The organism is Paenibacillus sp. FSL R10-2771, from assembly GCF_038000205.1.
GTDB lineage: Bacteria > Bacillota > Bacilli > Paenibacillales > Paenibacillaceae > Paenibacillus_AQ > Paenibacillus_AQ phytohabitans.
This window is the reverse complement of record NZ_JBBOBM010000001.1, coordinates 8,147,409-8,172,481: the sequence shown is the minus strand read 5'-3', so window position 1 is coordinate 8,172,481 and position 25,073 is coordinate 8,147,409. Positions and strand designations below refer to the sequence as shown.

The 25,073-nt window shown below is 49.7% G+C and carries 21 protein-coding genes; 3 read left to right on the top strand and 18 right to left on the bottom strand.

Annotated elements, in window-relative coordinates; genetic code table 11:
- Positions 1-410 precede the first annotated feature (410 nt).
- A complete protein-coding gene (locus NSU14_RS35455) occupies positions 411-1,661 on the top strand; it encodes an MFS transporter (protein WP_042140148.1) in 1,251 nt (416 codons plus the stop codon).
- Positions 1,662-1,671: 10 nt separating this feature from the next.
- Here NSU14_RS35455 and NSU14_RS35450 read toward each other — a convergent pair whose 3' ends face one another.
- From NSU14_RS35450 to NSU14_RS35435, 4 genes are all read right to left on the bottom strand, one after another.
- On the bottom strand, positions 1,672-3,513 hold the full coding sequence (locus tag NSU14_RS35450) for a transglycosylase domain-containing protein (protein ID WP_340948868.1): 1,842 nt from the start codon (positions 3,511-3,513) through the stop codon (positions 1,672-1,674).
- A complete protein-coding gene (locus NSU14_RS35445) occupies positions 3,510-4,133 on the bottom strand; it encodes a hypothetical protein (RefSeq protein ID WP_042140150.1) in 624 nt (207 codons plus the stop codon). Before NSU14_RS35445 ends, NSU14_RS35450 begins: the two co-directional genes overlap by 4 nt.
- 104 nt (positions 4,134-4,237) lie before the next feature.
- Positions 4,238-5,344, bottom strand: coding sequence for a sensor histidine kinase (locus NSU14_RS35440; protein ID WP_340948867.1), 1,107 nt, complete (start codon positions 5,342-5,344; stop codon positions 4,238-4,240).
- Between the two features lie 18 nt (positions 5,345-5,362).
- Positions 5,363-6,070, bottom strand: coding sequence for a response regulator transcription factor (locus NSU14_RS35435; protein ID WP_076246555.1), 708 nt, complete (start codon positions 6,068-6,070; stop codon positions 5,363-5,365).
- A 177-nt stretch (positions 6,071-6,247) separates the two neighbouring features.
- Here NSU14_RS35435 and NSU14_RS35430 point away from each other — a divergent pair, with 177 nt between their 5' ends.
- Together NSU14_RS35430 and NSU14_RS35425 are read left to right on the top strand one after the other, a co-directional pair.
- Entirely contained in the window at positions 6,248-7,522 is a 1,275-nt protein-coding gene (locus tag NSU14_RS35430) for a molybdopterin-dependent oxidoreductase (RefSeq protein ID WP_340948866.1), read from the top strand.
- Positions 7,523-7,715: 193 nt separating this feature from the next.
- A complete protein-coding gene (locus tag NSU14_RS35425; RefSeq protein ID WP_340948865.1) occupies positions 7,716-8,987 on the top strand; it encodes an alkaline phosphatase in 1,272 nt (423 codons plus the stop codon).
- 81 nt (positions 8,988-9,068) lie between these two features.
- On the opposite strand, the gene ligA is transcribed toward NSU14_RS35425, so the two are convergent.
- The 14 genes from ligA to NSU14_RS35355 all read right to left on the bottom strand — a co-directional run bounded on the left by ligA (position 9,069) and on the right by NSU14_RS35355 (position 25,073).
- Positions 9,069-11,081: an NAD-dependent DNA ligase LigA gene (gene ligA, locus NSU14_RS35420; protein ID WP_340948864.1), complete on the bottom strand. Its 2,013-nt coding sequence runs from the start codon at positions 11,079-11,081 to the stop codon at positions 9,069-9,071.
- Between the two features lie 76 nt (positions 11,082-11,157).
- Positions 11,158-13,521, bottom strand: a complete 2,364-nt coding sequence (gene pcrA / locus NSU14_RS35415; RefSeq protein ID WP_340948863.1) for a DNA helicase PcrA — start codon at positions 13,519-13,521, stop codon at positions 11,158-11,160.
- A 36-nt stretch (positions 13,522-13,557) separates the two neighbouring features.
- On the bottom strand, positions 13,558-14,274 hold the full coding sequence (locus NSU14_RS35410; RefSeq protein WP_042141728.1) for a heptaprenylglyceryl phosphate synthase: 717 nt from the start codon (positions 14,272-14,274) through the stop codon (positions 13,558-13,560).
- 219 nt (positions 14,275-14,493) lie between these two features.
- A complete protein-coding gene (locus NSU14_RS35405; RefSeq protein ID WP_076246549.1) occupies positions 14,494-15,360 on the bottom strand; it encodes a phosphatidylinositol-specific phospholipase C/glycerophosphodiester phosphodiesterase family protein in 867 nt (288 codons plus the stop codon).
- 121 nt (positions 15,361-15,481) lie between these two features.
- Positions 15,482-16,882 (bottom strand): undecaprenyl-phosphate glucose phosphotransferase, encoded by a 1,401-nt coding sequence (locus NSU14_RS35400; protein ID WP_039307143.1) that lies wholly within the window; start codon positions 16,880-16,882, stop codon positions 15,482-15,484.
- On the bottom strand, positions 16,879-17,778 hold the full coding sequence (locus NSU14_RS35395) for a glycosyltransferase family 2 protein (protein WP_445670109.1): 900 nt from the start codon (positions 17,776-17,778) through the stop codon (positions 16,879-16,881). The genes NSU14_RS35400 and NSU14_RS35395 overlap by 4 nt, the downstream gene beginning before the upstream one ends.
- 460 nt (positions 17,779-18,238) lie before the next feature.
- Entirely contained in the window at positions 18,239-19,252 is a 1,014-nt protein-coding gene (locus NSU14_RS35390) for a glycosyltransferase family 2 protein (protein WP_340948861.1), read from the bottom strand.
- Between the two features lie 434 nt (positions 19,253-19,686).
- A complete protein-coding gene (gene rfbD / locus NSU14_RS35385; RefSeq protein WP_042141731.1) occupies positions 19,687-20,547 on the bottom strand; it encodes a dTDP-4-dehydrorhamnose reductase in 861 nt (286 codons plus the stop codon).
- 8 nt (positions 20,548-20,555) lie between these two features.
- Positions 20,556-21,578, bottom strand: a complete 1,023-nt coding sequence (gene rfbB / locus NSU14_RS35380; RefSeq protein ID WP_340948859.1) for a dTDP-glucose 4,6-dehydratase — start codon at positions 21,576-21,578, stop codon at positions 20,556-20,558.
- Between the two features lie 111 nt (positions 21,579-21,689).
- Entirely contained in the window at positions 21,690-22,067 is a 378-nt protein-coding gene (locus NSU14_RS35375; RefSeq protein WP_340949045.1) for a GtrA family protein, read from the bottom strand.
- Positions 22,051-22,980, bottom strand: a complete 930-nt coding sequence (locus NSU14_RS35370) for a glycosyltransferase family 2 protein (protein WP_340948858.1) — start codon at positions 22,978-22,980, stop codon at positions 22,051-22,053. The genes NSU14_RS35375 and NSU14_RS35370 overlap by 17 nt, the downstream gene beginning before the upstream one ends.
- Positions 22,967-24,064, bottom strand: a complete 1,098-nt coding sequence (locus NSU14_RS35365) for a DegT/DnrJ/EryC1/StrS family aminotransferase (RefSeq protein ID WP_340948857.1) — start codon at positions 24,062-24,064, stop codon at positions 22,967-22,969. The genes NSU14_RS35370 and NSU14_RS35365 overlap by 14 nt, the downstream gene beginning before the upstream one ends.
- Before the next feature lie 44 nt (positions 24,065-24,108).
- The gene (locus NSU14_RS35360; protein WP_340948856.1) at positions 24,109-24,669 is read right to left on the bottom strand and encodes an acyltransferase; all 561 of its coding nucleotides are present in this window, start codon (positions 24,667-24,669) and stop codon (positions 24,109-24,111) included.
- A complete protein-coding gene (locus NSU14_RS35355; RefSeq protein ID WP_445670079.1) occupies positions 24,666-25,073 on the bottom strand; it encodes a sugar 3,4-ketoisomerase in 408 nt (135 codons plus the stop codon). The genes NSU14_RS35360 and NSU14_RS35355 overlap by 4 nt, the downstream gene beginning before the upstream one ends.

Sequence of the window (25,073 nt, the reverse complement as noted above, 5' to 3'; positions counted from 1 at the left end):
CTCCAAATTGTATTTAGAAAGAGCGATTGCTCATTTTGAAACTGACGATTCATTAAATGAATCTTGTAAAAATTAACGCGTTCCATTTGTTCAGTTTTCAAAGAACTTGCTCCCGGCATTTCAACATTATGTATCTTGCACAGGAATTAGATCATATCATGTTTCTATATTTCATGTCAACTTTTTTTCCTTCGCCGCTTGTTTCAGCGTCGATGTCTCATAAGCACAAGAGATAATATATCATGCCGCCCAGATGTTTGCAAGCCTTTTTTATAAATAAAACCAGGAACGCATAATTACGCTCTATACCGCACAAATTGATTCCCATAATACATCGCTTATGGCTACAATAGGATTTATCTTCATCTTATAGATGCTCTTGCTAATTCCCGTCTCTGAAAGGAGTCCAAATGTCCAACAAGTCAATACCCGCTGCTCCTGCCACCGCTATTGAGGAATCCCGCAATTTGCAGCAGGCAACTATTTACCGGATTTTACTCGCAGTCAGTTTTGTTCATCTGTTCAATGATTCCATCCAGGCGCTTATTCCGGCGATGTTTCCTGTACTGAAGGATAACATGCTGCTCTCTTATGCCCAGATTGGCTGGATTGCGTTCGCGCTTAACCTCACCTCCTCGGTGATTCAGCCCATTATCGGCTTTGCCGCTGACCGCAAACCCCGCCCAATTCTGCTTCCTCTGGGGATGTGCTGCACTTTTGCCGGCGTCTTCTTACTCGCTTTTGCCGGGAACTACGTACTTGTCATCGTATCCGTGATGCTCGTGGGCTTTGGTTCAGCCGCCTTTCATCCGGAAGGCATGCGTGTAGCCCATATGGCCGCCGGTCAACGGAAGGGGCTGTCGCAATCTATTTTTCAGGTGGGCGGCAACGCCGGTCAGTCCTTGGGTCCGCTTCTGATGAAATGGGTATTCATTCCTTTCGGGCAGATGGGGGCTCTCGGGTTCACCGTAATCGCCGCTGCCGGGATCGCCGTCCAGACTTATGTGGCCCGCTGGTACCGGGAAATGCTTGATTCCGGGTATACTTTTCGCAAAAAATCAGTGTCCCGCTCCATTGACCCCGCCCGCAGCAAACGTATTCTGATTACAACGGTCATTCTGGTCTTCATTGTGTTCGTGCGATCCTGGTACGGCGCCTCCATCGGCGGCTATTATGCCTTCTACTTAATGGACAAATACGGAATGACACTTGATGATGCCCAGATCTATATTTTCATGTACCTCGCGACTGGTGCAGTCGGGACGTTCTTCGGGGGTCCGCTCGCCGACCGTTTCGGCCGCCGTAATCTCATCCTGGTCTCGATGATCGGGACGGTGCCGTTTGCGCTGGCTCTGCCTTTTGTGAATCAGTTCTGGGCGGCAGTGCTGCTGATCATCTCCGGGTTCATCCTATTATCCAGTTTCTCCGTAACTGTGATCTACGCGCAGATGCTGTATCCCGGCAATATCGGTACGGTCTCAGGTCTGATTACCGGACTTGCCTTCGGTCTTGGCGGTATAGGATCTGTCGTGATCGGACATTTAATTGATACGATCGGAATTGCGACGGTGTTCGTGGCATGCGGATTTCTCCCCCTGCTTGGTCTGCTTGCACTGCTTCTGCCCGGTGACAGGAGGCTTGAGGAATGGGCGGCTGAGTAAACAAATCTATTCAAAGCTTTGAGAGAACCCTGGAGAATAAAGCAGCCGCCAGCCCGCTTCCGGCAGTTATATAGTTGTCAGGGTCGGAGCGGTCAAAGCCCATCCATACCGCCGCTGTCCATCTAGGGGTATAACCGACGAACCATAAATCCCGGTTGGCCTTGCCGGGGACTCCCGGCAGATCCAGCTGTGTGGTTCCTGTCTTGCCGGCCACTGTAACGTTCATACGCGCCCGTCTGCCCGTTCCTTCACTCACCGCCTGACGGAGCATCCCGGTCATATCCGCTGCGGTGCGCGCCGAAATGACCTGCTGCGGCGCAGAGACATGCGCGTACACCTCCCGGCCCTGCGCATCCCTGATGCTGCGCACCAGATATGCCTTATTAAGAATGCCTCCGTTCGCAAAGACGGTGTAAGCCTGGGCCATCGTAAGCGGAGAGACGCCGCTGTGCAGACCTCCAAGGGCAATAGCCAGATGATTGTCCTCTGCCGCGAGTTTCACCCCCAGCCTGGCGGCAAAGCTGCGGGCATAGCTGACCCCCACCTGCTGCAGCAGCCATACCGCAGGGGCATTGATGGACTGCTGCAGGGCTACCCTCATGCTCACCTGCCCACGATATACTCCGTTCAGATTGGCGGGACTGTAGCTGCCATAGGCTGTTTTGACGTCAGGCAGGAGACTGTCCGGCGTATATTTGCCGCTCTCCAGCGCCGGCCCATAATCTATAATGGGCTTGAGCGCGGAGCCTGGCTGCCGGGAAGGGATTACAGCTCTGTTCAGATCGCCTGTACTCGGGTTTCGCCCGCCTAACAGCGCGGCCACTTCACCAGTCCGCTGGTCGATGATGACCATGGCTGCTTCGGCTCTCTGGTCTTTTCCATCCGGAGGGAACGCATCCTCCTGAGAGAATATGTGTTCCATGGCCCGCTGCGCCCCGATATTCATTCCCGTCACGAGAGTGTACCCGCCTGTGCGCAGCTCCTTTTGGGATAACCCGGTCTGCTGCATCGCTTCCTGAAGTGCCGCATCCATATAGGACGCCCCGACAACCTCAGTCTTAGCCCTAACTGGAGGCTGATAGGTGCTGTTCATTGCCGCCGTCATCTGATCCGTTGTTATCAGCTTGTGCTGCTGCATAATCCTCAGGACAAGATTCCGTCTGCTTGCTGACCGTTCAAGGTTGTCTGCCGGATTGTAAATGGACGGGCCTTTAGGAATAGCTGCCAGCGTCGCGATCTGCCCAATCCCCAGTTGCTTCAGGTCAGATATGCCAAAATAACGCTCCGCTGCAGACTTTACCCCATATTGCCCTTGCCCCATATAAATTTGGTTGAGATACAGCTGCAGAATCTCATCCTTCGATAACCGCCTCTCCAGCGCCAGCGCTATCGAAGCCTCATTCAGCTTGCGCAGCAGATTCTGCCCCCGGTTCAGATACAATCCCCGTGCCAACTGCTGGGTGATGCTGCTTCCGCCTTCGGATACCCCCATCCGTACCGTATTGTTCACCAATGCGCGGGCTATTCCCTGGTAGTCCAGACCCTCATGGCTGTAAAAACGGCGGTCCTCGACAGCAATAAAAGTATCTATGAGCAGCTGCGGCATCTCTCCAAGTCCGGCATTGGTCCGATAGCCTGTTTCAGGCAGCGGTATTCTCCGCAACACAGTTCCGTCTGAGGCCATAATGACGCTCGATTCCGGTAAAATCAGTTTCTCCGGATAACGGTCCAGCATCAGCCCCCCATACTGAAAAATATAGATAAGTCCTGCCAGCATCGGTATGGTTAGGATGACCGCCAGATCAAAACCGGCATAGCAAATACGCAGCAGTTGCTTCCGTCCTGTTCTCATACCTGCCGTATCCATCTCTCCAGAGTCTTCTCCAGTCCCTGCGCCTCGAGCCTGGCAATCTCCAGCTGCTGCAGAACCGCACCCGGTATGCTGCAGCCCGCCTCCCCTGACTCCGCTTCTGCCTGTCCCAGCATGCGGATCAGCGTTCGTGTCCGCAGAATAAGCGCCATGGACTCCTGCGGGTCCGGCGCCGGTATTTGTATGGCGGAGGCCGCCGCCGGCCGCAACCCGGCCTGCTGAATCCGGCGCAGACTGGCGGCCAGCCGGCCGAATTCCCCGCCGGATTGCACCTCAAGGTCCGCAAGCTCACAGGAGCCGCGGGCCGCCAGCTGCTCTGCGGCGCGCAGCAGCGCCGTGGTATCGTTGGCTGCTTTTTGCGAACGGAGCAGGAACAGCCCTGCACATACAGCGGTGAACATCATGACAGCCGCCGGTCTTGCGCCGATATGATTCATTATCCAATGCGTGAAACGGACAAACAGCGCCGCCGAATCAGGCGTATACCGGGAGTAGAGCATAGCAAACAGCCCCCGCATAGCCAGAAGCAGCCCTGCACTAAGCAGGGCGCTACCGCAGAACATGTAGAGGTAAAGTGAGCGTATCGTGTGTATTTTTGACATCAGCCAATTCCTCCTGCCTTCCCGGGTTTCATCCCCATAGCACAAGGATATCGGCTAAATCTTAAGAATTACCGCTGCCACTTCTTAAGAAACGCTGAAGATTGTTAAGAAGTCACCGGAAACCGGGTAATAAAGTCCGTCCGGGAACTGCTGCTGCGGGCCGTGATCTCTCCATGATGCCGTTCCACAACCCCCTTGGCAATCGCCAGCCCCAACCCCGATCCCCCGGTGACCTGCGATCTGGAGCGCTCCGCCCGGTAGAACCGTTCAAAAATATGCGGGAGATCCCCTTCCGCGATCATCTCGCCGAAATTACTGATCCGCACGAGCGCATCGTCTCCTTCACGGCTCAGCCCGATCTCCAGCCGCTTCCCGTCCTTGCCGTACCGGATCGCATTGGCAATCAGATTCTCGTAAGCGCGCACCAGTTCATAAGGAGCCGCTTCAATCCACAGCGATTCGGTATCATCATACAATTCATAAGTCATGCCTGCACGGGCCAGAGCCGGAACGGATTCTTCCGCAAGCTGGCGCATAAAGGCCTTGAGATCGAGCCGTTCCAGCACAAGCGGCAGTCTACTGCTGTTAACCCGTGTGTATTCAAACAGGTCGTCAATCAGTTTGCGCAGCACTAATGCTTTCTGATAGGCAATCCCTACGTAGTAGCGTATCTCCGTCTCTTCCCGGCAGCGGTCCTGCTCAATATACTCCAAGAAGCCAAGCACCGATGTCAGCGGGGTGCGAAGATCATGCGATACGCCGGTAATCAGCTCGTTTTTGGACTCAACAGCCCTGCGCTCTTCCAGCAGCGAACGCTGCAGCCGCTCAGACATAATGTTGATGTTCTCCGCAAGCACCCCCAGCTCGTCCGCCGTACGAACCTCGATCCGGTGCGATTCATCAAGCTTCGTAATCTGCTGGATACCTCTGGTGATCTCTTCGAGGTAGGAGACGATTTTACGCGTGTAGATGAAGAAGAAGATCAGGAAGCTGGCGATCCCGACAGCAGTCATCAGCGGCGCCGAACCGATATGGTTGATAATCCATTTCAGAATACGAGAGTACGGTGCGGAGGGCTCCGCCGGATTCAGATAGATCATGGAATTGACCAGCCGATAGCCACCCAAAAGCAGCACTGCCCCCGACATAATACTCAGTACAAAGGCCCAGATGAACTTCCAGCGGATGGTACTGATATATTTGGTATTCACTACGTTTCACCTCAGCTTTCAGGACGGATGATCCAGCTTGTAGCCAATGCCCCACACGGTCTGCACATAACGGGGCTGCTTGGCGTCCAGCTCGATTTTGTCACGGATATTGCGGACATGCACCATCACGGTGTTGCCCCCATCCAGAAAAGGCTCATTCCACACCTTCAGGTAAATCTGCTCCATACTGAGCACCTGTCCCTGATGCCGCGCCAGCAGTTCCAGGATAGAAAACTCGCGGGGCGTCAGCTTTACCTTGCGGTTGTCCACGCTCACCTCATGCCGAAGCGTATCTATCAGCAAATCTTCAAAGACCAGTTCATGCTCATTCGTTCTGGCAGGAGCGTCCCGATTCAATTTATGGTAACGGCGCAGCTGCGATTTGACCCGCGCCACAAGCTCCAGCGGATTAAACGGCTTGCCTACATAATCGTCGGCACCGATGCTGAGTCCAAGAATTTTGTCCATATCCGCATTCTTGGCGGAGAGCATAATAATCGGCATGTTCCGTTCCTCACGGATCTTCATGCAGGCGGCAATCCCGTCCATGCGGGGCATCATCACATCTAGTATAATGAGATCCACCTCCTCTTTGCCAAGGCACTCCAGCGCCTCCATTCCGTCAAAAGCCTTAAGCAGCCGGTATCCCTCATTACTAAGATAGATATCCAGCAGCTCCACAATCTCCACTTCATCATCCACCAGCAGAATCGTTTCTTGGTTCACGGGTACTTGATCCTTTCCAGAGCTCTTTCCATTAGTCTATAAGATAAAGTTCAGGAAAGGCAACCACTCTGTCCAGCCTGGCTGGGGAACATTATTCAACAGGCTTTTTTTGCGGTACAATTAGTTTAAACTTGAATTATCTATTGTCAGGCTGGAAGCTCCGAAGGAGGTAGGCAATTGAAGAATATACTTACGAAAATCCGCAAAGGGTACGGTAAAAAGCTAGTATCCATTCACATGTGGAATGCCTGGCTGGTCTTGTTCCTCGCGCTCAGCGGCCTGATGCTGGTGGGCGGCTTCTGGAGGGAGATACTGGGGGAAGGCAGAGTTTGGCTGAAATGGGGCCATATTGTGTTTGGACTGGCGCTGCTGATCCCTGTCGTCTATTATCTGCTGCTGGCTGCGAAGCATTGGAAGCGATTGAAGGGCAAAACGGGTCAAAAGGCTAATGTCATCTTCGTGCTCACTCTTCTGATCGGCTGGCTGGTCTCCGGAGTTGTCCTGTGGCAATTCAGACTTGCCGGGCCCAGAGCGGCTAACAGTGCGCTGTTCGTTCATGATCTGCTGACCTGGGTAGGACTCCCGGTGATCATCTACCATTCCGTTACCCGGGTTAAATGGCTGAAGGAGCCTAAGAAGCGCTCTATCATAGCGGAGACGTTACCTGTAGAGAGTAATACTGAACCTACTGTACGGCCACGACCCGCAGCTTCGTCAGAAGCTCAACCTATGTACACACGCCGAGGTTTCATCAAAGTAGCTGTAGGAGCAGGTCTCGCCGTAACGCTCGGCCCAACCTTTGTACGCTGGATCGGCAAATCCCTGCAGCTTCCGGGTACAGCCGATTATGCGGCCTCCAATGCCAATGCCCTGATTCCCGATCCGGTTCCGCTGGCGGAATCAGCCCCTCCCATCGGCGGGGGAGCCGAAGGCAGCTTTCGTGTATACACCGTCACTGACATTCCCGCCTTCGATAACTCCAACTGGTCTTTTACAATCGACGGTCTGGTGGACAAAAAGTTCACCTGGAGCTGGGAAGAATTCGTCAAGCTGCAGCGCGAGGTGCAGGTCAGTGATTTTCACTGTGTAACCGGCTGGTCGGTCTATAAAAACACATGGGAGGGTCTTCCACTCTATAAGCTGCTGGATATGGCCGGTGTGCAGGATGAAACTGTCACGGTCAAGCTCTACTCGGGAGACGGTGTCTACACGGACTCTCTAACGCTGGCTCAAGCGCGGATGGAGGATATCATGGTGGCTGTAATGCATGACGGCAAACCTATCCCTAATCAGCTCGGAGGGCCTGTACGCCTGGTTACTCCGCAAATGTATGCCTACAAGTCAGTTAAATGGCTGAACCGCATCGAATTGATCGCAGGTGATCATGTCGGCTATTGGGAACAGCGCGGGTATGACATTGATGCCTGGCTGCCTAACGCCAAGCGGGTATAACTTCTCCATTCTACTCTAAATATGCTGTAACTTAAGGCTACTCTTAATCTCTCGCTTCCCTTGTTCAGGGACGGGAGATTTTTATTTTATAGAAACAGCCTCATCTTTACATTAAATGTATATTTGAGTAACACTCTCTTAATGAATGCTCTCTAGTATAAGGGAGTAAACCAAAGATTATAGGAGGGTAAATATGAAATCAGCTAAAAAGTATGGAGTGAAGACCGCTTTTGCCGCAACTGCAACCGCTGCGCTGCTCGTCTCAGGTGTAATCACCACAGGATCTTCAAGCAATCAGGCCGACGCGGCAACCTCCAAAACCAAAAATGTAATTCTATTCGTCGGCGACGGCATGGGGACTGCTCAGCGTAATGCCATCCGGTTAGCCACTGTAGGTGAAAAAGGCAACCTTGCTATGGACTCGATGCCATACGTCGGCCTGATTCATACAAGCTCCACGGTTCCGGTAACGGACTCTGCGGCATCCGCAACAGCCTACGCAAGCGGTGTGAAGACTTATAACGGGGCCATCGGCATGGATGCCGACAAGAAATCGGTTGCGACTCTTATGGAATATGCCAAAAAAGCGGGTAAGTCCACCGGAGTGGTGACGACGAGCCAGGTTACTGACGCTACAGGAGCTGCTTTTGGCGCACATGTGGAAGACCGTTCCAAGCAGAGCGATATCGCACTCCAGCTGCTGACCAAGAGCAAGGTAGATGTGCTACTCGGCGGAGGGGAGGATTTCTGGTATCCGGCCGGACAGCCCGGCAAATTCCCGGACGAGCCTGCTGAAGATCCTTCCGAGAAGAGCAAGGGAACCCAGGGGAATCTGGTAGAAAAAGCGAAACAGCTGGGCTACAGCTATGTCTCCACTAAGACTGATCTGCAGAAGGCTAAGGGCAGCAAGCTGCTGGGGCTTTTCGCCAATGAAGAAATGTTCCAGCAGAATGAAGAAGGCAAAGGGGATATCTATAAGCCTGTAGTCTCCCTGGCTGAGATGACGAAGAAAGCGATCGATACGCTGGACGCCAACTCCAAAGGATTCTTCCTGATGGTTGAAGAAGAAGGCACGGACGAGTTCGCCCACAAAAACAACGCCAAAATGACGATCAAATCCGGCCAGGAGCTGGACAAATCCGTTCAGGTGGCTAAAGACTATGCGAAGAAAAACCCTGACACCCTGGTACTTGTACTGGCTGACCATGAAACGGGTGGATTCTCGATTGAAGCGGTGGATGCAGAGGATGAGAGCGGAGATGCTATTTCTCAGGAAGATGGCCCTTTCGCTATTGCCAACTCCAAGCTTAACTTTGTAGTCGACTGGACGACTTCGGGACATACTGCTGTTGATATTCCGGTTACGGCTATGGGCAAGAACGCCCAGCTATTCACTGGCGTCTATGAGAACACTCTTATATTTGATAAGCTTCTGCAGTCGATGGGGCTGAACGCGGCGAAATAATGCAGGCATAGTCTATATTTGAGATAAAAAAAGTCCCGGTGTCGTTCGCTAAGTGCGAGGACCCCGGGATTTTGTGTATGCTTAGCTTTCCAGAAGCCGAATCAGTTCGTCTTCATCTTCAATGACCTGAATGCCGAGTTGCTGCGCTTTGGCCAGCTTACTGCCTGCCTTCTCACCGGCAATGACCAGATCGGTCTTCTTGGAGACACTGCCGGACACCTTAGCTCCGAGAGCCTCCAGACGCTCAGCCGCTTCCTCGCGGGTCATTTTCTGCAGGGAACCGGTCAGGACAACGGTTTTGCCGCTAAAGAAAGTATTGGTACTGACTACACGCGGAGCTTCGGGTGCCTTAGCCTCTACACCCAGCGCCAGCATGCGGTTAATGCTTACAACCACGAACGGGTCGGCAAAATAATTCACGATGCTCTCAGCCACAATCCCGCCGATATCCGGCAGACCGGCCAGCTCCTCCGCCGTAGCGGACATTACAGCGTCCAGACTGCGGTAGTGGTCAGCCAGCATTCGGGTGGTTGCTTTTCCGGTATTCGGGATACCGAGGGCATATAAGAAGGAGGCGAGGTCCCGCCCTTTGCTCTCTTCCAGTGCTTGGAGCAGATTATCCGCCTTCTTCTCCCCGAAACGATCCAGCTTCACGAGCTGCTCGAAGGTCAATTCATAGAGATCGGCCGGCTCACGTACACTAAGCTCTTCATGCAGCTGAGAAGCCGTCTTCTCACTGAATGTCTCAATGTCCATGGCATCTCTAGAGGCAAAATGCGTAATCCGGCTGACAATCTGCGGCTTGCAGTCCAGCTTGTTATTACAGAACAGATGTGCACCGCGCATCTCCAGAGGGAAGCCGCAGGCCGGACAATTCTCAGGGAAAATAATCTCCCCGCCGTCACTCTCTTCGGTCACCTTGCCCAGAATCTCCGGGATTACATCATTGGAGCGGCGGATGAAAACCCGTGTGCCCAGTGCAAACTTCAGATTCTTCCGTTCAATGTCGCCCACGTTGTTAAGTGTGCAATTCTGCACCGTAACACCGGCAAGCTCCACAGCCTCTACGCGCGCCAGCGGAGTTACTTTGCCTGTACGGCCTACGTTCCAGCTGACCGACTCCAGAATCGTCGTGGTTTCTTCCGCCTCGAATTTATAGGCAACCGCCCAGCGGGGAAACTTATCCGTATAGCCCAGCGCTTCGCGGATCCGGAAATCTGTCACCTTGATGACTGCCCCGTCAATCAGATAATCGAGGCCGGAACGGCTCTCTTCGATCTCAGCCAGCTGCTCGGTAACGTCATCGAAATTACTGAAGTAATTGAGATACGGGTTGACCTTGAACCGGTTGCTGCGCAGGAAATCCATCATTTCCTGATGATCGGCAAACTGTACGCCCTCCGAGTACCCCACATTATAAAAGAAGGCATTCAGTCTGCGGTCCGCAGTCATCTTAGGATTCAGGTTGCGCAGCGCACCGGCTGCACCGTTGCGCGCATTCTTGAGCGGCTCCGCCGCACGTGTATTATAGTCAGCCAGTACAGACAGGTTCATGATCCCCTCGCCCTGCACTTCGATCAGGCCTTCCTTGAACGGGATGTTCAAAGGAACGGATTTGATCGTCTTCACCTGGGCAAGGATACCTTCGCCTGTTACGCCGTTGCCCCGTGTTGCTGCCTGGACAAGTACGCCGTCACGGTAGGTCAGGTTCAGCGTTAATCCGTCAAACTTCAGCTCCACCGCATAACACGGGTCAGGCAGAGGATTCTCCGGATTCTTGGTGTTGTGGTCATTCACCAGCTTCAGCACACGGGCGTTCCAGGTGCGCAGCTGTTCAATATTCTGCGCCTTGTCGAGACTCCACAGTGGTGCCAGATGGCGGTGTGGCGTGAAGCCCTTCAGCAGTTCCCCGCCCACCCGCTGGGTTGGAGAATGCGGCAGTACAATTCCGCTCTCCGCTTCCAGCGCCACCAGCTTGTCATAGAGCGCATCATATTCCTTGTCGCTGATCTGCGGCGCATCCATTGTATAGTAATGATAGTTATATTGATTCAGCTCGGCTACGAGCTCTTCCATCGTGAACATAATATCCATCCGGCACATCCCTCCGTCAAATAGGTTTCCTACGGTTAGCGTGATCCAAAAACACAATCGTTAATCGCAGCTTGCTTTATTCAACTTTGGTGATCGGTGCAAAGCCGGCCAGCAGCCGCTTCACGCCCACCGGTGCCGGGAAGGCAATCTGCAGCTCCGTATCGTTGCCGCTGCCCTTCACGGCCACAACGGTGCCTATGCCCCATTTGCCGTGGGAGACCTTGTCGCCCGCCTTGAAGCCGGCGGACGCTGCGGCCCCTGCTCCCGGAGCGCTCTGCGCGCCTCCGGTCGTCACTACGACACGGCCCGCGCCCGGCACCGCGCTCGCCGAGCTGCCGCTGCCGAAGCTGGCGGCCCCGCCGCCTGCCGGCGCGTTCCCGGCAGCAGCGGTGCGGCTGCCGAAGTTCCCGCGGCTGCCTCCGCCTCCGCCGAAGCCGCGGCCGCCATAAGCACCGCCAACCTCCGCGCCTCCGCGCCGGAAGCGGTCCGATTCCTTCACGGTGTCTTCCTTCAGCTCCTCCGGAATCTCCTCCAGGAAGCGGGACGGCGCATTCGCGGTCGTCCGCCCGAACAGCGTGCGCATCCGTGCACAGCTGAGGAACAGCTGCTTCTCCGCACGGGTAATGCCCACATACGCCAACCGGCGTTCTTCTTCCAGTTCGTCATTGTCCTGGAAGGCACGGCTGTGCGGGAACACGCCCTCTTCCATCCCGATGATGAACACGGTCGGGAACTCCAGGCCCTTCGCGCTGTGCATCGTCATCAGCACAACCGCATCGCTGCGCTCTTCTTCGTCATTCACGCTGTCAATGTCGGCGATCAGCGCCAGATCCGTCAGGAAGGAGACCAGCGACTTATCCTCGTTGTTCTTCTCGAATTCCATCGTTACGGACAGGAATTCATCGATATTTTCCAGACGGGAACGGGATTCAAGAGTATTCTCATTCTGCAGCTCCAGTCGGTACTGGGACAGTTCAAGAATCTTCTCTGTCAGCTCGGTCACCGAGAGGAATTCCACCATGCGGTGCAGGGCTTCGATCATATCATAGAACTCCACCAGCGTATTGCGCGTCCGGCCGGCAAAGCCCAGATCATCCACCGTCTGCAGCGCACGGAAGATTGATACTCCCTGGGAAGCTGCTGCTGCCGCCAATTTACCGACAGTCGTATCCCCGAGGCCACGCTTGGGAACATTGATAATCCGCGTCAGGCTGATATCATCATCGGGATTGGAGAGCAGGCGCAGATACGCCAGCAGATCCTTGATTTCTTTGCGGTCGTAGAACTTGATCCCGCCGACGATCTGATAAGGGATATCTGATTTGATCAGAATTTCTTCTATTACACGGGACTGGGCGTTCGTACGGTACAGAATCGCATGGTTCTGGTACGCCTGGCCCTGCTTCACATTCTTGCTGATCTCTCCGGTGACGAAGTATCCTTCATCATGCTCGGAGTCACCGCGGAACACCTTGATCTTGGCGCCTTCATCCGAATCGGTCCACAGCTTCTTCGGCTTGCGTCCGGTATTGAGTGCGATAACACCATTGGCTGCGTTCAGAATATTGGAGGTTGAACGGTAATTCTGCTCCAGCAGAATGGTTTTGGCTTCCGGATAGTCTTCTTCGAAATTAAGGATGTTCGAAATATCCGCCCCGCGCCAGCGGTAGATCGACTGGTCACTGTCCCCGACTACGCAGATCCGGTGATGGCCCTCGGCCAGCATCCGGCAGAGCATATACTGCGCCCGGTTCGTATCCTGATACTCATCGACATGAATATATTTGAACTTCTTCTGGTAGAAATCCAATACCTCAGGAACTTCCTTGAACAATTGGATCGTCTTCATGATGAGGTCATCAAAATCCAGCGAGTTATTGCTTCTCAGCCGTTGCTGGTACTTGGTATACACTTTGGCCACAAGGCCTTCGAAATAATCGCCGATCTTCTGCTCATACTGCGCCGGTGTAATCAGCTCATTCTTGTTCGTACTGATCACAGCCTGAATGGCCTTCGGCTCGAATTTCTTGGTATCAATGTCCAGATCCTTCATACAATTGCGGATAACGGATAACTGGTCCGTCGAATCCAGAATGGAGAAGTTCGAAGTGAAGCCGATTCGCTCAATATCCTTCCGCAGGATCCGCACACACATCGAGTGGAAGGTGGATACCCAAATATCCCGGCCCTCCGTCCCTACCAGCTTGGAGACACGATCCTGCATCTCCCGGGCGGCCTTGTTCGTAAAAGTAATCGCCAGAATCGCCCAAGGCGGTGCCTTGCGGTTCGCAATCAGCCAGGCGATCCGGTGGGTAAGCACACGGGTCTTACCGCTGCCCGCTCCGGCCATGATCAATAAAGGCCCTTCGGTAGCTTCTACAGCCTGACGCTGCGGGGGGTTTAGCCGGCTTACGGCGTCTTGTATGTTAACAAGTTGCATGTGTGACATGCTCCTTTCTGAATATAAGCTTGAAATTTATAAGTTCTCCCGGTCCAGCTGCTGCGTATTTCTCACTGCCTGAACGGTCAGCAGCGCCTGCTCCACATCATAATAAATAATATTGCCGACCACTACTGTATCACATAGAGCAGCTGCCTGCATGGCTTCTTCCTCACCTGTAATACCGCCTCCATAAAAAAGCTGGCTGTGCTCGACCATTGCCCTGACCTCACGCACAGTCTCCATATCTCCGAACCTTCCGCTGTACTCCAGATAAACGACAGGCAGATTCATCAGCTTGTCCGCAATCTGCGCATAAGCCGCTGCCCCGTCTGCGCTAAGCGAGTGGTCTGCCCCTGTAAGCCGCGCTACGGATGAATCGCCATTGAGCACAATATAGCCCTCTGTCAGCAGCAATTCCCATGGAATCAGACTGCCGAACCGTTCAATTGCCCGGCGGTGATGGCCAAGAATCCATGAAGTATCGGCAGTGTTGAGCACCATGGGAATCATATACAGATCAAATCCGGGCACAGCGGCTTCGAGATCCGACACCTCCAGGGCACAAGGCAGATCATACTGCCGGATTCTCGAGAGAAGACTCACCGTATTCTCATAAGTCACGCCAGTGGAGCCGCCTACCAGTATCGCATCGGTTCCCGAGAGACAGACAGCCGCAAGTTCCCTGTCAGCAAGCTCCCGGTCCGGGTCCAGCTTGAACACATGCCGCCACGGCTTGATCATTTGTCGCATTCCATTCATTATCGTCCATCCTCAATGTTCATCTAAGTAAATACTCTATTTCCCAGTATTTCAAAACAACAAATATACTCCTGCACATGCAAAAGCCGTATCTCTAGTCTAAGTCAGTACGAAGGCGGGTGTCAATTTAAAGCGAACAAAAATGCGAACATTTTTTCGCATTTTTAGAGTATAAGCTTTTTGATGTACAGAAGCCTGCACGTTCAACTACTAGCGGACACCCTTGACCCTGCTTAAGTCGTCCTCAGAGACAAAATCGGTATAGAATCCGTCCACTCCCATCCGGGACAGCTCCGAAATTTCCTTCTCGTCATTCACTGTATGCACATAGACTCTTGCCCCGGCATTCTTCAGCTTCCGCACGAAACTCTTGGTAGCTCTTACCGTCGGCATGGTGATATCCACTCCGGTTTGACTGGCGAAATCAATGACCACTTCATCACTATCCTGCGTCTGATATAGCGTAAAGATCACTTCAGGAAAAGCGTACACCCGGTTCACCACATCCAGCATATCCCGGCTGTAAATCTGCGGAACAATCCGCTGCAGCAGGGCAGGGTCCCTCTTCTCGGCCGCTTCCACAATCAGCTGAAATTGTTTCGTTACAAGTTCCGGTTCGAGCTCTTTCGTGTCCGTTACAATGTAGGCATCCGGGTAGATCACCATCAAGTCCATGATCTTATCAATATCCAGCGGGGAGTAGAGTTCAAGAATCGGGCTGCTCATGACATCCGCATAGTTGAGTACGATCCCTTGCTTCGCGGCAGGAAGAACACCCTGCTGGCCCAGAAGCTTGCTCATATTAGCGGTCCATTCATGGCGGGCCACCAGCTTGTCATCACTTGTCAGCAGCAGGTCTGCCTCAAAAACCCGGGTTCCCTGCTCATAGTTAGCGATAAAAGCATCCAGCGTATTCGTATACGTATAGTTATGAATCCCTCCCATAGCATGAGCTACAACTCTATGGGCTGCAAAGCCGGTAGCCGGCTGTTTCTCTTTTCCCCCAAGTGTGAGTACAAGCAGGAGTACAATAGCTCCGATCATAATGACGGAGGCGATAATCTTTTTTCTATCCATGATGGCAGGTTCCTTTGCAAGTGTTAGAGTAGTTGGCCTGAAAACAAGAAGAAACGGCTGTGTCGTCCTCAGGGGGGGCAGCAACCGTTTCTATGGAATGATATAGTATGAGACCGGTCCATTAATAAGCGTTCTTGAAGCCGTTGCGGATGGTTTTGGCGATGATCCGGATGTCGAACAGTAGTGACCAGTTTTCGATATAGAAAATGTCGTGTTTGATCCGGTCCTCAATCGACGTGTCCCCGCGCAGACCGTTGCTCTGAGCCCAGCCGGTAATCCCCGGACGCACATGGTGCTTCACCATATACTTCGGAATCTCACCGCGGAACTGCTCTACAAAGTACGGGCGCTCCGGACGCGGACCGACCACACTCATCTGGCCAAACAGCACATTGAAAAATTGCGGCAGCTCATCCAGACTGGTCCGGCGGATAAATGTCCCAAAACGTGTGCGGCGCGGATCTTCACGCGTACTCCAGCCCGTATCCACTTCACCGTCTGTCTGCATCTTCATCGAACGGAACTTGTACATCATGAAGTTACGGCGGTTAAGTCCTACACGCTCCTGCTTGAAAATAATAGGTCCGGGCGAGGTTAGGCGCACACCCAGCGCTACAATCAGCATTACAGGAGACAGCATAATAATGGCGAACAGGGAAAACACCAGATCAAACGCCCGCTTCGCCATTTTGTTGCCGGCCATATCCAGCGGAATGTCGCGTACGTTAATCATCGGCATCCCGGCGAAGTTATCGAAGTAAGGACGGGCTGGCAGGTAGTCGAAGAAGTCAGGGATAATCAGTGTCCGTACACCCGCCTTCTCGCAGGTAGCGATAATGGTCGGATATTTCGAATGGGCATCCAGCGGAAGCGCCAGAATGACCTCATCGACCGGCAGCATCTCCAGCATGCCTTCCAGCTGATCCACGGTGCCGAGAATCGGCTTATACCGTTGTTCCTCAAGACCATCCCATTCATGAAAATCATCCAGGAAGCCGATGGCCTCGTACCCCAGCTCAGGATACTGCTCCAGATTATTGTAGAATCTCTTACCCAGCGTACCTGCGCCGAGAATCAGTACAAACTGGCGGTTGAAGCCTTTTTCACGCAGCGATTTCAGCATCTTCTTCAGCACATAACGGTACAGCATAATGGAAAGAATATTGAAGCCCATATATATAGCGAGATATTGACGGGAGACGTCAATCTCCTTCAGGAAGAACATCAGGCCGAGCAGAATGAAGATACCCATGGCGTGAACCTGAAAGATTTTGATGAATTCGTCAATGAACCGTTTCTTGCGCTTCGGCAAATACAATTGAAGCACAATTCCGATCAGAATAGCGATGGCTCCGTAGATAATACTCCAGTAAGCATAAGACTCTACAGGAAGAGTCCTGTAGGATTCCAGCAAACCGCTTTTGAACTTCAGCCACCAGGCAGCCAGAAAGGCCACTTGAATGACCAGGAAATCGGCAACCATATATAACTGTGTTAGAAACTTTTGATTACGGCGGATCATAATCTCACCTCAGTATTCGATTCATTGCGTAAACCGGCTTCCCCGGAGACTGTCAGACTCTGTGCTGGTGTTGGAACCTTGCGTGGAGCAATCAGCGCATTGCGCAGCAGCGAAAGCGTGAACTTGACGCCGACTCCCGCATATACCGCTCCGTTTATCATACTGTTGTACCGCCTGCTATAATGCTTCTTATGGAATAAAATCATCGCCCGGTGAAATTCGTACACGATCTTAAACGGTCTGCGGCGCGCACTGCCACCTTTGAGATGCACGATCGATGTCTGCGGATAGTAATAAATCCCCCAGCCGGCCGCTTTGATCCGGTAACACCAGTCCAGATCCTCTCCATACATAAAAAACGTCTCATCCAGTCCGCCCACCTGCTCGATGGTCTCCCGCCGCAGCAGCATGAACGCTCCCACCAGACAATCTACCGGGTAGGAGTCGTCGGGGTCCAGATAACCCAGCTGATAGCCGTTGAACCTTGGACGGTCCGGAAACAGCTTACTGAAGCCAAAAGCATAATAGAAGGAAGCGGATGGCGTCGGGAATCCTCTTTTGCAGGCCTTATCCAGCGAACCATCCGGCAAAATCACCTTACAGCCAGAAGCCCCCAGATCCGGACGGGTGTCCATAAAAGCAACCATTGTCTCCAGCGTATCCTTACGCACCACCGTATCGGAATTGAGCAGCAGCACATAGCGCCCGGAGGCCGCTTCCATCCCCTGATTATTACCCTTGGCAAACCCTACATTCTCCGAATTGGCAATCAGCAGCACATCCGGGAATTCCTTGCTTATCGTCTCTACCGAGTGATCATGGGAGTTATTATCTATTAAAATAATTTCATAGGAGTAGCGGGTCTCGGAATCATATACCGACCTCAGACAGTCCATCGTCAGGCGGCATGTGTTGTAATTTAGAATGATTATACTAACATCTACATTCACTGCTATACTCTCCTGACAAATATAGTAATCTATCGACAATTATTATAACACAAAAACCTCCTTGATAGGCGCAGCCTGTTCAGGGAGGTTTTTACAAGCGTGAGGATAATGTGGGAGGAACAGTGCTATAAGATTGAACTTGTATTTTATCTATTATCGGATTGCCGTGACTCCAAAGAATGTTTGGCCCTCCGGCCGCTGTTGTCTGCAGATTTCTTGATTTTTAACGCTGTTCGCGGTGGAAATCCGCAGACAAAGGCGGACGCTATCGCTCCTACAGTTCCAAAATTCTCCTCCGCCACTTTTCCCTGTCCATTTATTTTTAAGTTCAATCTAAATAGCTGATGAAAATCCGGGGAATAGAAGAATCTTTTTCACAATCGGTTGAGTTCTCTCTCGTTTCGCTTCATAATCCCTGACGCTTAGCCTTCTCCTGAATATAACGGCGCTTGCGTTTCAGAGCTGTCCACTGCGAGAAGAAAGATGGCCAGGCTCCCAATAACTTAGGTTCCTTCAATAACGAGTAGCCATGTGCGGCGATCTCATACGGCAGAGAATATAGTAGGGTAAGCAGCATCCTGCGGGAGGACTCGTTCTTATAGATCATTTTATAGCGGTTGATATAAGAAATCCGCTTGATGAACATCGCCTTGCCGCTCCGCCCGGATGTCTTCCAGCCCCGTTCGTGGTAACCTATCGCTTCCGCATCATAGTAGGCCTGCCACCCAAACAACCCGGCGCGCCAGGCTACATCCACATCTTCCTTATAGGCAAAAAAGTCCGCATCAAAAAACTCACCTTCGATACAAATATCCTCAATCATCCGCCGGGAGTACATCGCTGCTGCACCGGATACGCCGAATACCACACCAGACTCGTTCCACAGATCAGCGGACTCTCCCGCTCCACGGTCAAACGCCCGGCGTGCTCTATTCATCCGCAGTCCCGTGCTGTCCACAAGCGAGTGATCCGCCTTCAGCAGCAGTTTACCTGTGGCACTGCCGATCCGGGGATTGGCTTCAAAGCAGGCGACTAGTCTGGATATATAATCCGGAGCCAACGTGAGATCGGGATTCAGTACCAGTACATAGTCTGTATTAGTGCCGGCGATAGCCTGGTTGTGTGCGGGGGCAAAGCCGGTGTTGTGTTCATTTTCAAGAAGGACAAGTGCAGATGTCCGGGTACTGCTACCTGCGGAGCTGGGTGCTTGAAAGTCCGCTGAGATTACTTTAGTTGAGTTAGAATGTAGCTGGTGATAGAAAGCTCTGACCTTATCCGCCGAACCATCTGTTGAAGCGTTGTCCACTATGACAATTTTTTTGACCGGATAATCCTGAGCTAATACAGCCGACAAGCATTCAATGATGTCATCCGCGCTGTTATAGGTAACGATATGTATACTGACTGTTTTAGGGTTCATAGGTGACCTCGAATTTCTGGTTCTTTATTGGGAAATCTATATCTATTATAGCGAAAAGAAGGTTGACAGGCTATGTTAAGCACATTAGAAGGTAATGTTAGTTAAATAGTTATTGTGGTTCAACCCTATTGCTATATTGTCACAGACAGCAAAAAACTCCTTACCGCATAAGCGATCAGGAGTTTCATTAGTTGCTATATAAGACTCACTTTTAATTTGAACTTGAAGCTTAGTCGTCACTGCGGTGAACATTTGGACTTCCGGCCGCTGTTGTCCCATATTTCTTGATCCGCTATTCGCGGTAGAAATCCGGTGACAAAGGCGGTCGCTACCGCTCCTACAGTTCCAAATTTGTCCTCCGCTTCTTTCGCTTTTTGTTTATTTTTTAATGCGGCTTATATAGTTAGTTATTTATGCAAATCCCGCGCCAATGGTTACTTCAGCTCCAGCAAAAAGTCTCTCAGACCTTCCCGCCATGGGCGGATGTCCTGGAACCCGTTGGTACGGATGGCCAGATGCTCCATCACCGAGTTGCGCGGACGCGGCGCTGGACGTGGAAACTGTTCGGTAGCACACGGCTCAAGCTTCGCTGTGAACTTCAGCCCCAGAATATCTTCTGCTTCCGCAAAGATGGCCTGGGTGAATTCATACCATGTACAAGACTCTGTGTTCGAGGCATGGTACACTCCATACTTTTCAGTCTGGATAAGCTCAAGCAAGAATCTTGCCAGGTCCACCGTATAGGTAGGCGAGCCCTTCTGGTCATCTACAACCTGCAGCAACGGCTTTTCCTGCCCCAGCTTCAGCATGGTTTTCACAAAGTTATTGCCGTATTTGCCATAAACCCAAGAGGTACGTACGATAAAGAATTTAGACGATAAAGACTGGACCAGGATCTCTCCAGCCCGTTTAGACTTACCGTAGATACTCTTAGGATCTGTATTATCATATTCATGGTAAGGCTGAACCCCCATGCCATCGAACACATAATCCGTGCTGATATAGACCAGCTTGGCGCCCGCCTTTTCTGCAGCAAGAGCCACATTCCGGCTTCCGGTAGCATTAATCAGGTACGCTGCGTCAACATCGGTCTCTGCCGCATCAACCGCGGTATGGGCCGCACAATGAATAACAGCATCAGGAGCAAAAGCACCGATAACCTCCTGGCACTGGTCCAGATCAGTAATATCCATCTCCTGACGGTCACAGCCCAGAACCTCATAATCCTGACCTTGAAGCAAGAGCATAAGATCTTGCCCCAGCTGTCCTCCCGAACCTGTAACGAACACTTTCATTTTCGCCATTACAGTGAATCCCCAAGACGGCTGCCGTACTGGAGTGCGGCATACTTCTGGTATTCTCCGGACTGAATGCGGGTCCACCATTCTTTGTTATTCAGATACCACTGAATGGTTTCCTTAATGCCCGTTTCGAACGTATGCTTTGGCTTCCACCCCAGCTCGTTCGTGATCTTGGTCGGATCTATACCGTAACGGCGGTCATGTCCAGGACGGTCCTGAACATAAGAAATCAGCGAATCCGGTTTGCCCAGCTCCTGTAACACGGTATTCACGATATGCACATTCGTCCGCTCATTATTGCCACCGATGTTGTACACTTCACCATTCACACCTTCATGAATTACCAGATCGATTGCGCTGCAGTGATCCTCAACATACAGCCAGTCACGGATATTCATTCCGTCACCATATACAGGCAGCGCCTGATCAGCCAGTGCACGGGAGATCATCAGCGGAATCAGCTTCTCCGGGAACTGATACGGGCCGTAGTTATTGGAGCAACGGGTAATATTAACCGGCAATCCGAATGTTTCGTGATAAGCTCGAACCAGCAAATCCCCGCCCGCTTTGCTCGCGGAATAAGGACTGTTCGGTGTCAGCGGTGTTTCTTCAGTGAACAGACCCGTAGCGCCAAGCGATCCATAGACTTCATCCGTGGACACTTGCACGAATTTGGTTACACTGTATTTCTTAGCTGCATCCAGCAGTACTTGAGTACCCAGCACATTCGTCTTCACAAACACTTCCGGCTCCAGAATACTCCGGTCCACGTGCGACTCTGCGGCAAAGTTAACCACGACATCCACACCGTCACCGATCAGCGCATCCATCGCCGCTACATCGGTAATGTCCGCTTTGACAAATGTATAGTTCGGATGATTCTCGATTGATTTCAAGTTCTCAAGATTCCCTGCGTAAGTCAACGCATCCACGTTGACGATCTGGTAATCAGGATGTTGCTGCAGCATATAAATTACGAAGTTGCTGCCGATGAAGCCGGCTCCGCCGGTAACAAGCAGTTTCATTACAAAAAACCACCTTTTGTTTTTGAGTATACCAATATGGTCGTATTAATCTTATTCTATGCTATTGGTAAGCGAAATGTAATCGAGCAGATAAAACTACAGATGACCACTTTACGCTTTTCTTGAAACAATAATGAATTTGGAAAGAACAAATGTTATCGGAATAGAAATAAAAGTAACGATGATGGGTACAATTTGTGATGAGACACCCAATTTTTCAACGAAAAGAAAAACAAAAAGAAGGTTAATAAAATACTGAACTAAATAAACTATGGGAAATTTTAAAAACTTTATGAAAGATACACTCTCTTTAAATACAAACTTAGTACTTAAATAATAGGAGAAAAATATACCTATTATGTAAGAGATAGTATACGATGTTTTATACTCTATAAATAAGAGCAAAACCAAATATAGTGCATAGGTAACTGCAGTGTTAAGTATCCCACTAATAACAAATCGGAAGAATGGTTTATTTATAAATTTCATCAATAATATATGAAGGTCTTCTTCTACTTTCATCTAGTATCCTCCACATGTACTCCCCAATGATTCCTAGCATAATCATAATAATTCCAAGTAAGAACGTAATTAAAGCTATTATTGTCGTCCAACCCTGTAATTCAATAAATCCGAATAATGTTCCAGCCACTACAAATATACCATAAAAAAAACTTAGAAGAGCAGTGATAAATCCAATAATTGACATAAAACGAATAGGCGTGTACGAAAAGCTTACAAATGAATCCACAAACAATTTAATTTTTTTTGAGAGTGTCCATCTAGACTTACCTAATTTCCTCTGTTCACGCACATATGGTACAAGTTCTTGATCATACCCAAGCCAATAAATAAGACTCATTACATTGGTGTTTTTCTCTTTTATGTGGGTAATTTCTTGTACTACTTGCCGGTCAATCAATACAAAATCAAAACCACCCTTGGGGTATCCTTTTAGAGCAAGCTTTTCAAGCAGAAAATAATATCCGTTAGAGAACGCCTTCTGAGATAGTGATTCTTCACGATCAGAACGGGTAGCAAGCACAATTTTCTTTCCATTTTTCCATTTCTCTATCATTTGAACGAATAATTCCGGAGGGTCCTGCAAATCAGCAGAAATAATTCCAACGCAGTCACCAGTAGCTTCTAATAACCCTGCCTGGATAGCTGACATTGATCCGAAATTTCTACTTAACTTTATTACCTTTATTCTTTCATCTTTCTGCCTTTCCTCAAGAAGAACAGATAAAGAAGAATCTCCTGAGCCATCATCTACAAAAACAAACTCTAATTCGTAATTAGGTAACAGCTTTTGTAACTCCTTAAGTCTAGGAATTGTATGAGGAAGATTGAGTTCATTAAAATATACAGGAATTACAATAGAAAACTTAAATTGCTTCATAACGATTAATTACCTCCGCAACATATCGAGCATCTTCTAAATCAAAAACCGGGCTGATAGGCAGACTTACTATTTCGTTATGAATTTGTTCGGAAATTGGATAGTTTAGATGTCCCCATTCTTTGTATGCAGCCTGTTTATGAGGAGGGATAGGATAGTGAATCAAAGTTTGAATACCATTTTCATTCATATAATTCATGAAATGTTCCCTGTTTCCAGTTCTTATAGGGTACACATGCCATACATGAGACTCAGGTTCTCCTAGAACGAGAGGAAGCGTTAGATTAGGATTTATAATGGATGAGGAGTAGTATTCCGCAATGTCTCTTCTGTGTGCATTATCTTGATCAAGCCACTTCAGTTTCTCTAACAATATCGGAGCTTGCAATTCGTCAAGTCGGCTGTTATAACCTTTAAACAAATTTTCATATTTCTTTTTTGATCCATAATTCCTCAAAGCGTGTAATTTACCATATAGTTCCTTATCACTTGTTGTAATTGCACCACCGTCTCCTAGTGCACCAAGATTTTTCCCTGGATAAAAGCTGAATCCCGCAGCGTCGCCAATACTCCCAACTCTTTTACCTTTATATAAAGCTCCATGTGCTTGGGCACAATCTTCAATTACTTTAAGATCATATCTTTTTGCAATCTCCATAATAGGATCCATATCGCAAGCTTGTCCATATAAATGAACAACTAGTATTGCTTTAGTTCGAGGTGTAATCTTTTCTTCAATTAAAGCTGGATCAATATTATAAGTATTTAGATCTGGTTCAACCAGTATCGGTGTTGCTCCATTTGCCGAAACACTTAGAATTGAGGCAATATAAGTATTGGAAGGAACAATGACTTCATCATGTTCCCCAATTCCATAAGCGTGTATAATCAACTCAAGTGCATCAAGGCAATTCGCTACACCTAGACAATATTCTGTTCCACAGTATTCTGCATACTTCTGTTCAAAACCCTTTACTTCTTCTCCTAAAATATACCATCCCGAATGTAGTACTTTTTCGACTGATTCCATTATTTCTTTTTCATGTCGTAAGTTGATTTTTTTTAAATCAAGGAAGGAAATCATCTATTTCACCTTTTTCATATATAGTTTACATCTTTCGTATTAAATTAAATTTGTATCTCCAGAAAACCTGTATTATTAATTGCATATTCATGGCCACACTCAAGGCATTTAAAATTTTCGTCTATTTTTTCTCCGCAGTTACATATATATCCTTTGAACTTAGCTGGATTCCCATACCATAATGTGTTATTAGGAATATCAGTAGTCACCACAGATCCAGCGCCAATCATAGCATACTTTCCTATGGTGTTCCCTGCTATAATTGTAGAATTTGCCCCTATCGAACAGTAGTCATCTAATAAAGTCTTAAGAAACTCGCTTGGATATTGTTTAGATCTTGGTCTTATGTCGTTAGTAAAAGTTACATTAGGTCCAATAAATACATTATTACCAATTCTAGCTCCGTCCCATATATAGACACCTGACTTAATCGTGACATTATCTCCGATAGTTACATCATTCTCAATAAATGTATGATCATTTATATTGCAATTCCTTCCAATTTCAACATCAGGTAAGATATGTGCAAAGGCCCATATCCGAGTATCTGCACCAATCTTCTTACTTTCTACTATAGCATGTGAGTGAGCAAAAAATGAGCTCATGACCCGTATACCTCCTGAAATCTAGAATAATCACGTATATAATCTGCAGAATCATACATATGAGATGCAATAACCAAAAGAACGCAGTCTGGTGAAAAGTCATACATTTCATGCCAATCATTCGGTTCAAGGATTAGAATTGTATTCGGTGATTCCAGTAGTATCTCTTCAGTCCTTCTAATATTATCTAAATGCACTTTGCAACTTCCTGAAACACAAATTAATGCCTGTCGGGTTTTATAATGGGCGTGGAACCCCCTACGAACCCCTGATATAGTGCCATAAATATAAAATACCCGTTTGAACTCAAATGGGATGTATTTATTCTCTTCAAGTACTGTCAGTTGACCTCTTTCGTCACCCAGCGACTCTATTTTAACTAATTTACTTGTAAATGTCTGCAC

Coding starts and splice junctions, on each gene's coding strand:
- NSU14_RS35455 (WP_042140148.1), top strand. CDS start 411: ATGTCCAACAAGTCAATACCCGCTGCTCCTGCCACCGCTATTGAGGAA.
- NSU14_RS35450 (WP_340948868.1), bottom strand. CDS start 3,513: ATGAGAACAGGACGGAAGCAACTGCTGCGTATTTGCTATGCCGGTTTT.
- NSU14_RS35445 (WP_042140150.1), bottom strand. CDS start 4,133: ATGTCAAAAATACACACGATACGCTCACTTTACCTCTACATGTTCTGC.
- NSU14_RS35425 (WP_340948865.1), top strand. CDS start 7,716: ATGAAATCAGCTAAAAAGTATGGAGTGAAGACCGCTTTTGCCGCAACT.
- ligA (WP_340948864.1), bottom strand. CDS start 11,081: ATGGATATTATGTTCACGATGGAAGAGCTCGTAGCCGAGCTGAATCAA.
- pcrA (WP_340948863.1), bottom strand. CDS start 13,521: ATGCAACTTGTTAACATACAAGACGCCGTAAGCCGGCTAAACCCCCCG.
- NSU14_RS35410 (WP_042141728.1), bottom strand. CDS start 14,274: ATGCGACAAATGATCAAGCCGTGGCGGCATGTGTTCAAGCTGGACCCG.
- NSU14_RS35405 (WP_076246549.1), bottom strand. CDS start 15,360: ATGGATAGAAAAAAGATTATCGCCTCCGTCATTATGATCGGAGCTATT.
- NSU14_RS35400 (WP_039307143.1), bottom strand. CDS start 16,882: ATGATCCGCCGTAATCAAAAGTTTCTAACACAGTTATATATGGTTGCC.
- NSU14_RS35395 (WP_445670109.1), bottom strand. CDS start 17,778: ATGGACTGTCTGAGGTCGGTATATGATTCCGAGACCCGCTACTCCTAT.
- NSU14_RS35390 (WP_340948861.1), bottom strand. CDS start 19,252: ATGAACCCTAAAACAGTCAGTATACATATCGTTACCTATAACAGCGCG.
- rfbD (WP_042141731.1), bottom strand. CDS start 20,547: ATGAAAGTGTTCGTTACAGGTTCGGGAGGACAGCTGGGGCAAGATCTT.
- rfbB (WP_340948859.1), bottom strand. CDS start 21,578: ATGAAACTGCTTGTTACCGGCGGAGCCGGCTTCATCGGCAGCAACTTC.
- NSU14_RS35375 (WP_340949045.1), bottom strand. CDS start 22,067: ATGAAATTTATAAATAAACCATTCTTCCGATTTGTTATTAGTGGGATA.
- NSU14_RS35370 (WP_340948858.1), bottom strand. CDS start 22,980: ATGAAGCAATTTAAGTTTTCTATTGTAATTCCTGTATATTTTAATGAA.
- NSU14_RS35365 (WP_340948857.1), bottom strand. CDS start 24,064: ATGATTTCCTTCCTTGATTTAAAAAAAATCAACTTACGACATGAAAAA.
- NSU14_RS35360 (WP_340948856.1), bottom strand. CDS start 24,669: ATGAGCTCATTTTTTGCTCACTCACATGCTATAGTAGAAAGTAAGAAG.